The following is a 13,914-nucleotide window of genomic DNA, read 5'->3' as shown; positions in this document are numbered from 1 at the left end:
AAGATGAATAAGAGAAAAGAAAAAATTCAAGAAAGCGTAATACTGTTAATACTCTTTATAGTTATTGGTGTAGTTTTTTATGTTACTCAGAAGATTTTCAGTAAAAAACTGCCTCCAAATATACTTAACCTGCTGTTACTCGTAACGGTAGGTCTTTTGGTGCTGGATCTTATCATATACTTTATCTGGGGAAAAGATAAAAGAGTTGAAAAAGAGATCACTTCTTATCCTCCCCACGAAATGGATAGCTTTTTGATAGGTTATTTAAACTGCGGAGAAACCGTAAGTAATCATTTTTCGTCTCTTGTTATTTCTTTGGCGGTCAAAGGATTTATAAAAATAGAAAAACTTGAAGATGGAACAATACTTTTAACGAAGCTTAAAGATTTGGATAATTCTCTTTCAAAATACGAAAGACTCATGTATAAAGTCCTTTTCAAAGGAAACAAAGATAAAGTAACTACAGAGGAAATATCCTCCGGTGACGGAAGATATTTCAGGAAAATGGAAACAGTCGTAGCAAATGAGTTCTTGAGTGATAAGAATATCGAAACCAAGATGTCCAGAAAGCTAAGAAGATATACCTCTTTTGCTTTTGCCGCTTTGGTGGCTGCAACGATGATAATTTATTCAAGGTTTGCTTATGATACGGCTTCTGCCAGAGTAGTATTTACAATACTTCTCATTACTCTTGCGGGATTTATGTATGCACTGTTATCTTATTTGATAGTTGCTTTTCAAACCGGAAAAGAGACTTCCGTCAAGTACGGAGCTTTGATAGCTTCCATATTCATACTTTGCGGAAATATCGTATTCCCTTACTTTATTATACATTTCAGCAATGTCGGCATCATGTTTATGTGTCAGCTGAACTTGCTCCTTTTATGTGTAATAGTAAACGGATTTATATTCAAAAGAAGTGATTATTTGAATTCCGTGCTTGGAAAAGTCATGGGGTTCAGGCATACCATAGAACAGTTTGATAAAGAGGGGATAAGCAAGCTTTATCAAAGGGATAACGATTATTTTTACGATATGCTTCCTTATATATATTCTTTGGATTTATCTATAGTTTTGTTTGACGGTAACGATGATAAATTCGATATACCTTATTTTTATAATACATGGGAGAATAAGAAGAATATATCCTTCAATGATTTCAACGGGGATATAGATATCCTCGATAATGCGATACTTAATTCATATTAAAAGAAAAAGACGGATATAAGCCGTCTTTTTTATTGTTTTATTATGACGGGGTACTACGCCTGCTTCGCAGATTCCGCGCCCCGTCTTCTAAAATCTGCAAAATAAAAAATATTAAACCTATATGCAAACCTTAACAAATAGGTGTTTTTTTAGCGGTATTGATTTGATATAATAAATTAAACAATTTAATTTGTTAAAATTGTTCCCCCGATAATTCCGAATACTTTAATCGGTGTTTCGGAACTATCATTAATTTATAAGGTAAATTAAAACACCAAGAAAGATCCTCTTTTAAGGGTCTTTTTTGGTGTTTTACAGCTTTTTATGATAATACTTTTGATAACATAAAAAATCTTTTTGTATATTTGTTTTTAAAGGGGCGCGGAATCTGCGAAGCAGGCGTAGTGCCCCGAGTAATAAGATATATATTTATATTTTTATACTTTATTTAATTCTCCCGACCATTCAAATCCTTTTTTCGCTATTATCACCGCTATCACTTCATTTATTACCGCCGCTGCGGCAATGGTACCTTGGAGTATCTTGCATGACTCTGGTGCCGGAGAGGCAAGGGCGGAAGCTGCTATTCCCGTAAAGACAAGGGATACTCCGGAATGAGGAAGCAGAGTCAGTCCCAAAAATTTCTTTACGCTAATAGGCGATTTCATTACTGACGAACCGAAATATGCTCCGAAGTATTTTCCGATTGCTCTTGATATGATATATACTGCGGTAAATAGTCCCGCTCCCAATATCAAATGATAGTCCAGAGGGTATCCCAAATTTAGTATTACAGCTAAAATACTAAAATTAAGTATTGGGTTAAAATCCTTTGTTATGGCTTTCAGCCGTTCGCTCGGTACGATATTTGAATATGCAGCCGAAAAAGCCATTCCGATCAGCATGAAATTAAGTACCGGTGAAGAAAGTATGTAATTATTGAAAATAAAGCCGGCAAATGATGATAACAGGATAAACGATATAAGGATAATCATAGTCTTTGATTTATCCATATCCCTCTTTAAAATGTGTCCAGCTGCCATGCTTGTAACAGCTCCTATAATAATAGGCAGAAATACTATTATCATACTCAGCCATATAGGCATTGCATCTTTTGAAATATTAGATGATACCACCGATATGGTCGTAAAGAATACCACTACTCCCACCATATCATCCAGTGCTGCCATAGGTATAAGGGTATTGGTAACCGGACCTTTTGTTTTAAACTCTCTTACTATGGATAGTGCCGGTGCGGGAGCTGTTGCGAGGGCAATACTTCCGAATATAAATGCCATATATATAGGTATGTTCATAATATAAAATACGATGGAAAATACTATGGATACAAATAAAAATGTTCCCAGAGACTGAGTAAGCGTAGTAAATACTATCGCTTTGCCCGACTTCTTTATTTTGTTCCATACAAGCTCTGTTCCTATCATAAGCCCGACCGCACATTCCATTATGTGAATTATATCATTATACCATTTTGCATTTAAAATCTCATGGTTTGTCAGTGATAATGCGTGAGGTCCCAGTATCATTCCTGCAATTAGCCACCCAAGAATTTTGGGAAGTTTTATCTTGCTGATAAGTTCTCCCGCAAAGTATCCCGCTATTATGGTCATTATCAGTCTTATAATCAATATAGTCATAGTTTTTTATTCCTTATCCGCAATCCCGTAAAGCATTAGATCTATTATTTTAGACAGTTTTAGTTCATGTTCGTTAATGAGTTCTTTAAAATTAGAATTCATTGAAGTCTTTTTTTGAAAATAAATGTTAAAAGTATTTCCTATAATATCGTAATATTCAAGAGCCTCATCAATATTGACACTGTCCCTTAGTTTTAATTCAAAAATACATTTTTTATATATTTCTTTATTCATATCATCAAAATCTTTTTTTATGTTTGTTATTTCTTTAATTAAATGATTTGGAGGATTTAATATCACATCGAAAAAAATGTAAGAATACATTGGATTATTTTTAAAAAACTTTATCCTTATATCAAAGTAATCATTTAGGTTTGTTTTTGTATATTTTTCTTTTATAAAACTTTTGATTTTAGAGAAAACCATTTTTACACAGGTCAGATATATTTCATCCTTATTTTTAAAGTTATGATATATAAGCCCCTTTGCAATTTTATTCTCATTACAGATATTATTTATCGAAGCTTTTCCATACCCATTTGTACCGAACTCCGTTACGGCAGCATTTATTATTTTTTCTTTTGTTAGTTTCGTCTTTTCTTCTTTTTTCAATATTATCACTCTCCGCTATTTATAGACCTTGTAGTCTATTATAGTAATTATAGACTATGGTGTCAATAATTATGAAATAAAAAAGACACTCTCTTAAGTGTCTTTAATAGTTATTATTTTAGTTTCTTTGCATTTTCATTATTATATTTTTCTATTCTGTCGCAGAATTCTTTTCCCGCATTATAGTTCATTTCGTTTACTCTGTAGTTCCTTGCGATAGTTTCTATTATTACCGCCATATTTCTTCCCGGTCTTACCGGAACTGTCAATTTATCGAGTGTAGTTCCCAATATTTCTTCTTTTTGATATTCTGTACCGAGTCTTTCGTAGTGTTCTTTGTCGTTCCAGTGAACAAGCCTTACGACAAGTTCTACATCTACGTTGTCCTTTACCGCACCCATTCCGAACAAAGCCTTTACATCGATTATACCGACCCCTCTTATTTCCATGAAATACTGAAGTACTTCAGGACATGAGCCTTCCAAAGTAGTATCGTTTATCTTCTTTACTTCCACCAAATCGTCGCTTACAAGTCTGTGACCTCTTTGCACAAGTTCAAGGGCTATCTCGCTTTTACCTATCCCGCTGTCGCCTTCAAGGAGTATACCTACACCCAGTACTTCAACAAGTACTCCGTGAAGCTGCATTTTGGGAGCAAACAGTTCTTCCAAAAATGCCACGCTTTTGTTGATGGTTAGGTTTGTATTGAATTTACTTTTTATAAGTATAACGTGTTCTTCTCTCGCTACTTTTACAAAGTCTTCCTCTTCTTTTACTCCGTTGGTGAGTACTACGCATGGTATGTCGTGTTTAAAAAGCGCTCTTATCCTGTTTTCCCTTACCTGAGGCGTAAGGTGCTTTAAATAAGCGCTTTCCGTATTACCTATTATCTGTACTCTGTCGTTGTCGAAGTATTCGAAAAATCCTGTAAGCTGTATCCCCGGACGTGTTACATAAGGGGTATTGAGCCTTATGTTTTTTCTGAAATCGCTGTAGAGGATCTCTCCTTCCAGATATTGACTGAATTCTTCTAATGATGCTCTTTTCATTATTCCTTACCTAACATAAATTTATTTATTACATATGCCACTCCGTCTTCGTCATTGCTTGGAGCTATGTAGTCTGCCGCATCCAAAGTTTCTCTGTGTGAATTTTTCATCGCAACTCCAAGAGCCGCATATTCTATCATAGGTATATCATTGAGTCCGTCACCTATACCTATCGTATCCTTATGTTCTATACCGAATGCGTCTGCAACATGTTTTATAGCTTCCGCCTTATTAGCGTCTTTGTGTGTGAATTCAAGAAGGAAAGGCTGGCTTGTTGCGCACATTGCGTTGTTATCCACGTTTTTTAATAAATTCCTGGCATAAGCCACATGTTCATCCATATTTTCCACTTCATCCTGCCATAACACTTTAGTTATCCTCTCGTCGAATATTTCCATGTGTTCGGGGATGATTATGACGTCTTCTCTTTTTACATTTGCCATTGATAAGTAGTGTTTGGTGAATTTGTTGAATTCATTGAATGCAAGTTTATTATCGAATGTCCATGCTATAACTCCCACATTTCTCTTTACACCTTCGTTATATGCAAGGATAGCGTCTTGTTTATCTATTGCCTTTTCGTATAGTATCTCTCCGCTTTTTCCTTTTATTACGAGTGCGCCGTTAAAACATGCAAGAGGCAGATCCAAATCTATCTCATCTGTAATATCCTGCAGAGGAAGAGGTCCTCTTCCCGAACATGGAAGTATCACGCAGCCTTTGTCATAAGCTTCGTAAATAGCTTTTTTTGTGGTGTCAGTCAGTTCTCTCTTTGAATTGATAAGTGTTCCGTCGATATCTGTAGCAAGTAATTTATACATATGTTCTCTCTTTCTATATTTATTTTATGTTTTTATTTTCGATATAATAAAGTATCACACAACCTACCAGGTAACATAATATATCTTTTATATCAAAATTTGTTCCTAATAATATCCTGAAAAAAGTTATATCACCAAGCCCCAATATATCTATAATATTTATTCCCTGAAGTATTTCTACGATTACAGAGAATATGAATATATAAATAGGAAGATTTTTATTTTTCTTTGGAAATAATGTTTTATATAAAAAGTATAAAACGAATACTACCAAAATATCTCCAGCGTAGGGTCTTATGAAATTATCGTGTACATAAAATGCAATAAATACTTCCGTTACAATTATAATTATTGCTGAAATCAAATATTTTATTCTTTTATTCATCATGTTCATATATCTGTATTTTTTATGTTTTATTTATTTTATATTATTTAAATCCTTTTTACAAGTGGGTTATTGTAAAGTTTAACTAAAGGATTGTATTCTATAATTTTGTGATAGAATATTATATAAAGGAAGTGAGAATATGAATATAATAGATTTAACTCATGCTATCGAAACTGATATGAGGGTTTATCCGGGCGACCCTGAGGTAAAAGTGGAAAACGCACTTATCCACAGTAAAGACCATTGTCATGTGGATAAGTTAATAATGGGGACACATACGGGAACTCATATAGACGCTCCTTTCCATTTTTCTAAGAGCGGAAATAACGTATCCGATTATGGTGTAGACAGATTTATAGGCAGGGGAGCAGTAATAGATGTAAGCTATAAAAAGAATAACGAAGTGATATTCATAGACGACTTGGAGCCGTTCGGGGAAGCTATTTTAAAGAGCGACTTTGCTGTGATAAGGACAGGTTATGATAAATATATTAACAATGAAGAATACATATCTCATCCTTATTTGTCAAAAGAAGCTTCTATATATTTAAAAGATATGGGGATAAGACTTGTTGGTATAGATGCTTACAGTGTGGACTCTACTTATAATAACGATAATTTCGATGCACATGATATATTATTAAGCAACGATATCCTGATTGCGGAAAACCTTTCAAATCTGGATAAACTGGATTTATATAAAAATTATATATTCCATTTTGTTCCTTTAAAAATAAAGAACGGCGACGGTTCCCCTATAAGAGCTTACGCTATAGAGGTTTAGATATCCGTTTAAATATAATAAAACATATGTAAAGTGTTAAAAATATTTATCAACATATTTAATAATTGTATGAAAATATATCAGGTATACTATAAAATAACGGCAGTACACTTTCTCTGCCATACCAATGATAAAATGAATTACGGTTTGAAAAATCAATATCATAAATAAACTATAAATGATTTGATTATGATAAAATATACTGCTCATTTTTTTATAGTTTATTTGAAAGCTTTATTGTAAACTTTATATATCTTATAAATAATTTTCATTTGAATAGTGTAAATAAATCGTTACAAAGCGATAAATAATAACTTAATCAGTTAAATTTTATAGGTGTTTTATTGAAAGTATAATAAAGTAAAATACGGATCAATTTACGATGTAATAATTAAAAAAACATAATAAATCAATTAATTTAAGTATAACAAGAGGTAAATAATGGAGATAGTAAAAGCGGATATAAATGATTTTGAAATAGTTAAAAATATAACTCATGATACCATTAGGGAAGTTTATCCCAGATATTATTCCAAAGGTGCAGTGGATTTTTTTCTTTCTCATCACAGCGTAAATAATATAAAGGAGGATCTGCATAATAATAGGGTATATCTCATAAAAGAAAATGATGAATATATCGCTACCGTTACAATAAATGATAACGCAATAAACAGATTTTTTGTCCTTCCTCATTTTCAAGGAATGGGTTACGGGAGTAGGATTTTAGACATAATCGAAAAAAAGATATTGGATAAATTTGAAACGGTGAGTATCGACGCTTCTTTCCCCGCTGTGAGTCTTTACTTAAAAAGGGAATATAAGTATACATCTTATCATAAATTAAAGACCGATAACGGGGATTATTTATGTTACAGCGAAATGGAGCTTGAAAGGAGCTGAAATATGAGAAGAAAAGATAATGAAATAACCGATATGAATTACATAGATAAAATAATAGGTAAATGTGACTGTATAAGGATAGCTATGATAGATAAAGATAAACCTTATATAGTTCCTCTGAACTTCGGGTATGAGATAGTTAAAGGTAAAAGATATTTTTACTGTCACGGATCAAAAGAGGGCAGGAAAATAGATTTGATAAAAGAAAATGTATATGCGGCTTTTGAGCTGGATACAAATCATAAACTTCATGAAAGTGATTTCCCCTGCGGATATTCTTTCGGATTTCAAAGCATAATAGGTACGGGAAAGATATTTATTCTTGAAAGTGATGAAAAAAAAATACATGGACTGAAAATGATAATGAAACATAATTCTAAAAAAGAGGATTGGGACTTTGATAAAAAAATGATAGATGCGGTATCTGTCATTAAGATAAGCGTTGAAGAACTATCCTGCAAAGAACATAAGTAAACTAACTTTAGTACGGTCACACAGGGAGGATTTAATGGATTATAAAAAAGAATACGAAAAATGGTTAGAAAGCAGTGTATTGGATGAAGCTTCAAAAGAGGAGCTTTTAAATATAAAAGATGACGAAGAGGAAAAAGAATATAGGTTTTCCACGCTGATGGATTTCGGAACGGCGGGGCTTAGGGGAATAATGGGGGCAGGTATAAATATGATGAACGTTTATACCATAAAGCACACCACATACTCCCTCGGTAAAGTGATTTTGGATCTTGGAGATGATGCCAAGAGTAAAGGTGTTGTCATAAGTTTTGACCCAAGAAATCATTCGAGGGAATTTGCTCTTACCGCCGCACTTATATTATGTGCCTTGGGTATAAGGACTTATCTCTTTGATGATATTAGACCAACTCCAGAGCTTTCATTCGCCATAAGGGAATTAAAAGCCATATCGGGTATAAATATCACTGCATCCCATAATACGAAGGAATACAACGGTTATAAGGTGTACTGGGAAGACGGAGCACAAATGCCTCCCGATATGGCGGATAAAGTGCATGAGAATATGAAGGATACGGATGTTTTAAGCGATATTGATACCATGGATAAGGATATAGCCTTAAATAAGGGATTACTTAATATAATCGGAGAAAACATAGATAATGCTTATGTTGAAAGAGTATTGAATGAAAGTGAATATAAAAAGTATACAAAAAAATACTGTGATGATTTCAAACTCGTATATACTCCGTTCCACGGTTGCGGGTATAAGCTCGTACCTTTGGTACTTAGAAAGATAGGACTTAAAAATCTTATTTTGGTGGAAAGTCAAATGCTCCTTGACGGAAATTTTCCGACGGTAAAATCTCCCAACCCCGAAAATGCGGAGGGCTTTTGTGAAGCGATAAAAGCAGCTAAGAAAAACCATGCTGATTTGATAATCGGTACTGATCCCGACTGTGACAGGGTAGGGGTAATGGCTAAGAATAAAAACGGTGAATATGAAACCATTACCGGAAATCAGATAGGGGCATTGATACTCAATTATATAATAAAATCCAAAAAGGGAAAAGGAGAGTTTGAAGAGAACTTTGCGGTTACCAAGAGTATAGTAACGACGAATATCGTAGATGAGATATGTAAAAAAATAATGTGAAATTATATGATGTCCTTACCGGATTTAAGTTCGTCGGTAAGAAGATAAAAGAGATAGAACAGGAAAACAAATATAAATTTATATACGGCTTTGAAGAAAGCATAGGGTATCTTAAAGGCAGCTATGCCAGAGATAAAGACGGGGTAGTAACTTCAATGATAATCGCTGAAATGTCTTGTTACTATTTAGATAAAGGAATGGACTTGTTCGATGCTTTAGAGGATATGTATAAAGAGTACGGATACTACGACGAACTTACGGAAAGCGTTTATATGCAGGGGCTTGACGGAGCTCAGAGGATGAAAGAGACAGGGGAACGTTTAAGAGAAGAACCGCCTTACGATTTTGCGGGGACAAAAGTCGTAAAGGTAAGAGACTATTTGAACCACTCTGTAAGAGATTTGACCACAGGAGAAGTGACTAAGCTCGATGAAGTTAGTTCTGATGTGTTATTTTATGAGCTTGAAGACGGATGTGACGTTATTTATCGTCCAAGCGGAACCGAACCTAAGGTGAAGCTTTATATCTTATCCAAGGGAAAAGATATAAAAGAAGCAAAAGAAAAATCAGAGAAATATATAAAGGCAATAAAAGCATTGATTTAAAACTCCCTTTTGGGAGTTTTTTATATATGATTTGATTTATTGTAAATAATTATAAAAAGGTATTGACTCTCACGCTGCGTGATAATGTATTATATATCTAAAGATGATATATATGTCGACAGAAAATATTCTATCTTAATTAAGTAAAAGGAGGGAAGTCTTATATGATGACAGTGAAAGAAGTCGCCGAGCTTACGGGAGTAAGCGTAAGGACGCTTCAGTATTACGATGAAATAGGGGTATTCAAACCGACAAAAGTCACAGAAGTGGGATACAGACTATACGACGATGAAGCATTGAGTACCCTTCAGCAGATTTTGTTTTTCAAAGAACTGGATTTTTCCCTAAAAGATATTAAATTTATAATGGGAAATAAGGATTTTGATAAATTAGAAATCTTCAAAAAACAAAAGGAGCTTATTAAAATTAAGCGAAACAGGTTAAACAGACTTCTCGGTTTACTGGAAAGGCTTGAAAAAGGAGAAAAGGATATGAGTTTCAAAGAATTTGATTTGAGCGAATATATATCGGTTTTGGAGAAATTCAAAAGTGAAAATACCGATGAGGTAATCAAAAATTGGGGAAGTATAGAAAATTTCGATAAATTTATCGAAAAGGTCAGGGAAGATGAAATAAATGTAGCACAAAATGCCGTTAAATATTACGGGAGTACTAAAAAGTATACCGAGGCTATAAAGAAAAACCTGGATAATTTTACCGAGAATATGAAAATGATAAAGGATAAGGGTTATGTAGAGGAAAACGAACGCCTTATGAATTTACTCTTAAGCGATTTGACTTTGGATGTAAAATTAAATGAAGTTCAAAATATCATCAAAGATATTTTAAACCTTATGCCGGATATGGATATGGGAGAAAATTACTTTGATATAATGATAGACGGATATTTGAATAATGAAAGTATCATAGATGCGGTGGATAAAAAATACGGTGCGGGAGCTTCTAAATTTATGGGAGAGGCTTACAGATATTATTTTGATAATAATTCTGAAAACAAATAAATTCATATTTTAATGATGTCATAACAATCTTATATGATAAAGAAAAAGACGACTATATGCCGTCTTTTTTGTTATCAATATATCGGGGCACTACGCCTGCCTTCGGCAGATTCCGCGCCCCTAAATACTACCTACAAAAGATTTTGCTAAAAATCCCTTAATGACTGAGCTGTTAAACAAATTAAATACACAAACTGATTCTATAACCAAAGAATTTATTTATATTATTAATATATTTACACATTTCATAAAATCATCAAATGAAGTTATAATTTTAATTATATATATTTTTTAAATAAATAATCACATTAATCAAATGAATAAAATCTTCCCAATCAAAAAGCCCCAAAGTATTGGGGCTTTTTGATTATAAGTTTTTTTTAATTCATTTTTAAACAAATCCCGCCGAGTGGAATTATCAGGATAACTTTGTCAATTAAATTTCTTATATATTACTTTAAATATTTATTTTTATATATTTTTTATATCTCAGTTTATAGGATATTTCTTTTACTTATATCTTAATTAATTAAATATTTTTCTTTTTAATTTTATATCCTATGGTACCTACTGCTCCCAAGGATACAAGACCCATTAATAAATAAATAACCATGTTCATATTATCCGAAGTCTGAGGATTGTTTACCGCTGTCTTATCACTGCCTGTCTTTGTAACTGTACTTCCGCTTGATGTTGAATTACCGTTATTATCGTTATTATTATTTTTGTTATCTTCCTTTACAAGCATTGGGATAACTTCGTCGGAGCTTTCAAGTTTTAAACCGCATACAGAACATTCTATATGTTTAAGTCCCGTCTTTGTATAAGTCGCTTGTCTGTCTATTACAACTTTATTGAACGTATGTATCCCCGTTGCCGGTTCGGTGATTATCGTAGTGGTAGTATCCAAGACATTACCGCATTTACACTTGCCCGGTTTATATGTGATGCTTCCCGGAGTGACACATGTCAGTTTGACTTCAACTTTTGTTTCGCTGCGGCATATACCTTCGCTGGAAAATTCCCATTTATCACTGTCTTTATAAGTTAGATAATGCTGATATATCGCACTCGGTGCATCTTTGCTTCCCCTATGGGCTGTGATCTTTAAACAGGTTACAGGGGCACTGTCGGTCAATCCGAGATTACCCACGGAAGTAAGGTCACTGCTCGTCAGCCTGATACTCTCAAGATTTTTATCATTATATATGGCATTATTGGCTATCGTAGCTAAAATACTTCCATCTTCGGTATCTATGGAGGTTAAATTATCGCAGCCGTAAAAAGCAGAATCATTGATAGAAGCAACACCCTTTGGTATCTTTATGCTTTCGATACCTGCTTCTTTAAAACAGGATCCTCCTATACTCTTTAATACACTGCCTTCTTCAAATGTACAGCTTTTCAACGCTTTACATTCATTAAATGCGAAACTTCCTAGAGTTTCAACGCTTTTCGGTATCACGATTTTTTCAAAGGCTGCTTGTTTAAAGGCATAACCTCCTATGCTTTTAAGAACGCTTCCCTTTTCGAAAGTCAAAGACGTCAAAGCCTTACATCCATAAAAAGAAAAGGTACCTATCGTTTCGATGCTTTTCGGTATTATGATACTTTCAAGTACCTCATCGCTGTCGAAAGCGTAGTTTCCAATACTTTTTAAAGCATTCCCTTTTTCAAATGTACATGATTTCAAAGATGTACAGTCTGCAAAAGTATAGTCGTCTATCTTGTCAACACCTTTCGGTATTACGATTTCCGTAAGTGATGAACATTCTGTGAATGCATGGCTTCCGATACTTTTTAAATTGCTCCCATCTTCGAACGTACAGGAATTTAAAGATTTACACTTGTTGAAAGCGGAAGAAGCTATGGTTTCGATGCTTTTTGGTATTATGATACTTTCAAGTGCGGAACCGCTAAATGTACTGCTTTCGATGCTTTTTAAATTACTACCCGGCTCAAATGTACATGACTTTAAAGATTTACAGCTATTGAAAGCAGAAGAGCCTAAAGTTTTGACGCTCTTTGGTATTATGATACTTTCAAGTCCAGTACCTGAAAAACAAGAACTGCCGATAGAATTAAGTGTACTGCCTTCTTCAAAAGCTACGGACGTTAATCCAGAGCAATAATTAAAAGCACGGATTCCCAATGTTTCCACCGATTTCGGTATTTTAATACTTGTTAATTTGCCGCAGTACATAAATGCATTAGTCCCAATACTTTTCAAAGCACTTCCTTCTTCTAATGTACAGGAAGATAATTTACTGCATAAGTAAAAAGCATCATTATCTATGGATATGATACCTTTTGGTATAACAACCGATTCCAAAGAAGAGTTGTTTTTAAAAGCGGCGTTTCCTATGCCAACTACGTCCATTTCATCCGTATCATCCGCTTTTACTTTACTCGGGATAGTAAGTGCGGAAGCGGAGTAAGTCCCTATGCCCGTAATGGTTGCTTTATTCGTATCGCTGTCATAACTGAAGGTAAGACCTGTCGCGGTATCCGTTTTATTTTCAACGACGGCTTTTACCGTCTTCGAAGTAGACTTAACGGTTTTAGATAAATCTATATTGTCTTTTTCGTTATCGTCGGATTTTTTGACCTTTACTGATGTTTTCTCGGGTGACTTGTCTTCATCTGTGATTTTATTTGTTTCCGTGCTTTTTTCGTCATTTTTTACTTCTTCGGCGTTATTTTCTTCTTTGTTATTTTGAGTTTCATCATACTTCCCGTTTTCTTCGCTTGCGACAGCATTGCTGCTCGTGTTTTCATCTGCCTTCGGTTCTTCGGCAAATATGGGTGTCATTCCGGTAAACACCATGAATCCGCTCAATATCACTGCCAGTAATTTTTTGTTCTTCATTTTGTATCCTCCGTTTTTAACAATTTCAAGGTTTTCGACAATAATATCAATAATCGTACTTTTTGTGACAAAAGTGTTATATTTAAAATATATAGAAATTTTAAGAATATCAAAATAATAGTATAACATTTGTATTTTAAGGCTGTAATAAAAATGCAGTTTTTTGTATTTGTTTTTTTGTCACAAAAAGTACACTTTTTATAAGAAATAGCGGTGATATTTACCATTTTTTATTCTTAAATCATATTTTACATACTTATAATAAAAATAAAAATCATGTTTTATTTGTTTATAAGAATATTTCCTTATAATTTAAAGTAAATAAATCCTTTAATTAAATCATTGAATTCATAAATCCTATCATAAAAAT

The 13,914-nt window shown here is 33.5% G+C and carries 13 protein-coding genes; 7 read left to right on the top strand and 6 right to left on the bottom strand.

Going from position 1 to position 13,914, the window contains the following annotated elements:
• The first annotated feature begins 3 nt into the window (after positions 1-3).
• The gene (locus ANASTE_RS04155; protein WP_007049705.1) at positions 4-1,209 is read left to right on the top strand and encodes a DUF2207 family protein; all 1,206 of its coding nucleotides are present in this window, start codon (positions 4-6) and stop codon (positions 1,207-1,209) included.
• Positions 1,210-1,646: 437 nt separating this feature from the next.
• Here ANASTE_RS04155 and ANASTE_RS04150 read toward each other — a convergent pair whose 3' ends face one another.
• The 5 genes from ANASTE_RS04150 to ANASTE_RS04130 form a co-directional block, all read right to left on the bottom strand.
• Positions 1,647-2,867, bottom strand: a complete 1,221-nt coding sequence (locus ANASTE_RS04150) for a cation:proton antiporter (protein ID WP_039945003.1) — start codon at positions 2,865-2,867, stop codon at positions 1,647-1,649.
• Between the two features lie 6 nt (positions 2,868-2,873).
• Positions 2,874-3,488 carry a TetR/AcrR family transcriptional regulator gene (locus ANASTE_RS04145; protein ID WP_007049703.1) on the bottom strand — a complete coding sequence of 205 codons (615 nt, stop codon included), beginning with the start codon at positions 3,486-3,488 and terminating at the stop codon, positions 2,874-2,876.
• 104 nt (positions 3,489-3,592) lie between these two features.
• Positions 3,593-4,528: an HPr(Ser) kinase/phosphatase gene (gene hprK / locus ANASTE_RS04140; RefSeq protein ID WP_007049702.1), complete on the bottom strand. Its 936-nt coding sequence runs from the start codon at positions 4,526-4,528 to the stop codon at positions 3,593-3,595.
• On the bottom strand, positions 4,528-5,349 hold the full coding sequence (locus ANASTE_RS04135) for a Cof-type HAD-IIB family hydrolase (RefSeq protein WP_007049701.1): 822 nt from the start codon (positions 5,347-5,349) through the stop codon (positions 4,528-4,530). The genes hprK and ANASTE_RS04135 overlap by 1 nt, the downstream gene beginning before the upstream one ends.
• 19 nt (positions 5,350-5,368) lie before the next feature.
• Entirely contained in the window at positions 5,369-5,743 is a 375-nt protein-coding gene (locus ANASTE_RS04130; protein ID WP_007049700.1) for a ribosomal maturation YjgA family protein, read from the bottom strand.
• Positions 5,744-5,876: 133 nt separating this feature from the next.
• Between ANASTE_RS04130 and ANASTE_RS04125 the strand changes: the two genes are divergently transcribed.
• From ANASTE_RS04125 to ANASTE_RS04105, 6 genes are all read left to right on the top strand, one after another.
• Positions 5,877-6,521, top strand: coding sequence for a cyclase family protein (locus ANASTE_RS04125; RefSeq protein ID WP_007049699.1), 645 nt, complete (start codon positions 5,877-5,879; stop codon positions 6,519-6,521).
• Positions 6,522-6,962: 441 nt separating this feature from the next.
• Complete coding sequence (locus tag ANASTE_RS12080; RefSeq protein ID WP_007049698.1) at positions 6,963-7,421, top strand: GNAT family N-acetyltransferase; 459 nt, start codon at positions 6,963-6,965, stop codon at positions 7,419-7,421.
• Positions 7,422-7,424: 3 nt separating this feature from the next.
• Positions 7,425-7,895 carry a pyridoxamine 5'-phosphate oxidase family protein gene (locus ANASTE_RS12075; RefSeq protein ID WP_007049697.1) on the top strand — a complete coding sequence of 157 codons (471 nt, stop codon included), beginning with the start codon at positions 7,425-7,427 and terminating at the stop codon, positions 7,893-7,895.
• Between the two features lie 34 nt (positions 7,896-7,929).
• Complete coding sequence (locus ANASTE_RS11920) at positions 7,930-9,048, top strand: phospho-sugar mutase (RefSeq protein WP_007049696.1); 1,119 nt, start codon at positions 7,930-7,932, stop codon at positions 9,046-9,048.
• Entirely contained in the window at positions 9,045-9,653 is a 609-nt protein-coding gene (locus ANASTE_RS11915; RefSeq protein WP_007049695.1) for a phosphohexomutase domain-containing protein, read from the top strand. Before ANASTE_RS11920 ends, ANASTE_RS11915 begins: the two co-directional genes overlap by 4 nt.
• Before the next feature lie 164 nt (positions 9,654-9,817).
• The gene (locus ANASTE_RS04105; protein ID WP_007049694.1) at positions 9,818-10,675 is read left to right on the top strand and encodes a MerR family transcriptional regulator; all 858 of its coding nucleotides are present in this window, start codon (positions 9,818-9,820) and stop codon (positions 10,673-10,675) included.
• A gap of 529 nt (positions 10,676-11,204) precedes the next feature.
• On the opposite strand, the gene ANASTE_RS04100 is transcribed toward ANASTE_RS04105, so the two are convergent.
• Positions 11,205-13,544 carry a leucine-rich repeat domain-containing protein gene (locus tag ANASTE_RS04100; protein ID WP_039944997.1) on the bottom strand — a complete coding sequence of 780 codons (2,340 nt, stop codon included), beginning with the start codon at positions 13,542-13,544 and terminating at the stop codon, positions 11,205-11,207.
• Positions 13,545-13,914: the final 370 nt, after the last annotated feature.

Origin of the sequence: Anaerofustis stercorihominis DSM 17244 (assembly GCF_000154825.1) — a bacterium.
GTDB classification, from domain to species: domain Bacteria; phylum Bacillota; class Clostridia; order Eubacteriales; family Anaerofustaceae; genus Anaerofustis; species Anaerofustis stercorihominis.
The sequence above is the reverse complement of the archived record's forward strand: the minus strand, read 5'-3'. Positions and strand labels throughout refer to the sequence as shown.

What these genes read in the sequence shown, in the direction of transcription:
- ANASTE_RS04100 (WP_039944997.1), bottom strand. Translation starts at nt 13,544, where the DNA reads ATGAAGAACAAAAAATTACTGGCAGTGATATTGAGCGGATTCATGGTG.
- ANASTE_RS04105 (WP_007049694.1), top strand. Translation starts at nt 9,818, where the DNA reads ATGATGACAGTGAAAGAAGTCGCCGAGCTTACGGGAGTAAGCGTAAGG.
- ANASTE_RS04150 (WP_039945003.1), bottom strand. Translation starts at nt 2,867, where the DNA reads ATGACTATATTGATTATAAGACTGATAATGACCATAATAGCGGGATAC.
- ANASTE_RS04130 (WP_007049700.1), bottom strand. Translation starts at nt 5,743, where the DNA reads ATGAACATGATGAATAAAAGAATAAAATATTTGATTTCAGCAATAATT.
- ANASTE_RS04125 (WP_007049699.1), top strand. Translation starts at nt 5,877, where the DNA reads ATGAATATAATAGATTTAACTCATGCTATCGAAACTGATATGAGGGTT.
- ANASTE_RS04155 (WP_007049705.1), top strand. Translation starts at nt 4, where the DNA reads ATGAATAAGAGAAAAGAAAAAATTCAAGAAAGCGTAATACTGTTAATA.
- ANASTE_RS04135 (WP_007049701.1), bottom strand. Translation starts at nt 5,349, where the DNA reads ATGTATAAATTACTTGCTACAGATATCGACGGAACACTTATCAATTCA.
- hprK (WP_007049702.1), bottom strand. Translation starts at nt 4,528, where the DNA reads ATGAAAAGAGCATCATTAGAAGAATTCAGTCAATATCTGGAAGGAGAG.
- ANASTE_RS12075 (WP_007049697.1), top strand. Translation starts at nt 7,425, where the DNA reads ATGAGAAGAAAAGATAATGAAATAACCGATATGAATTACATAGATAAA.
- ANASTE_RS11920 (WP_007049696.1), top strand. Translation starts at nt 7,930, where the DNA reads ATGGATTATAAAAAAGAATACGAAAAATGGTTAGAAAGCAGTGTATTG.
- ANASTE_RS12080 (WP_007049698.1), top strand. Translation starts at nt 6,963, where the DNA reads ATGGAGATAGTAAAAGCGGATATAAATGATTTTGAAATAGTTAAAAAT.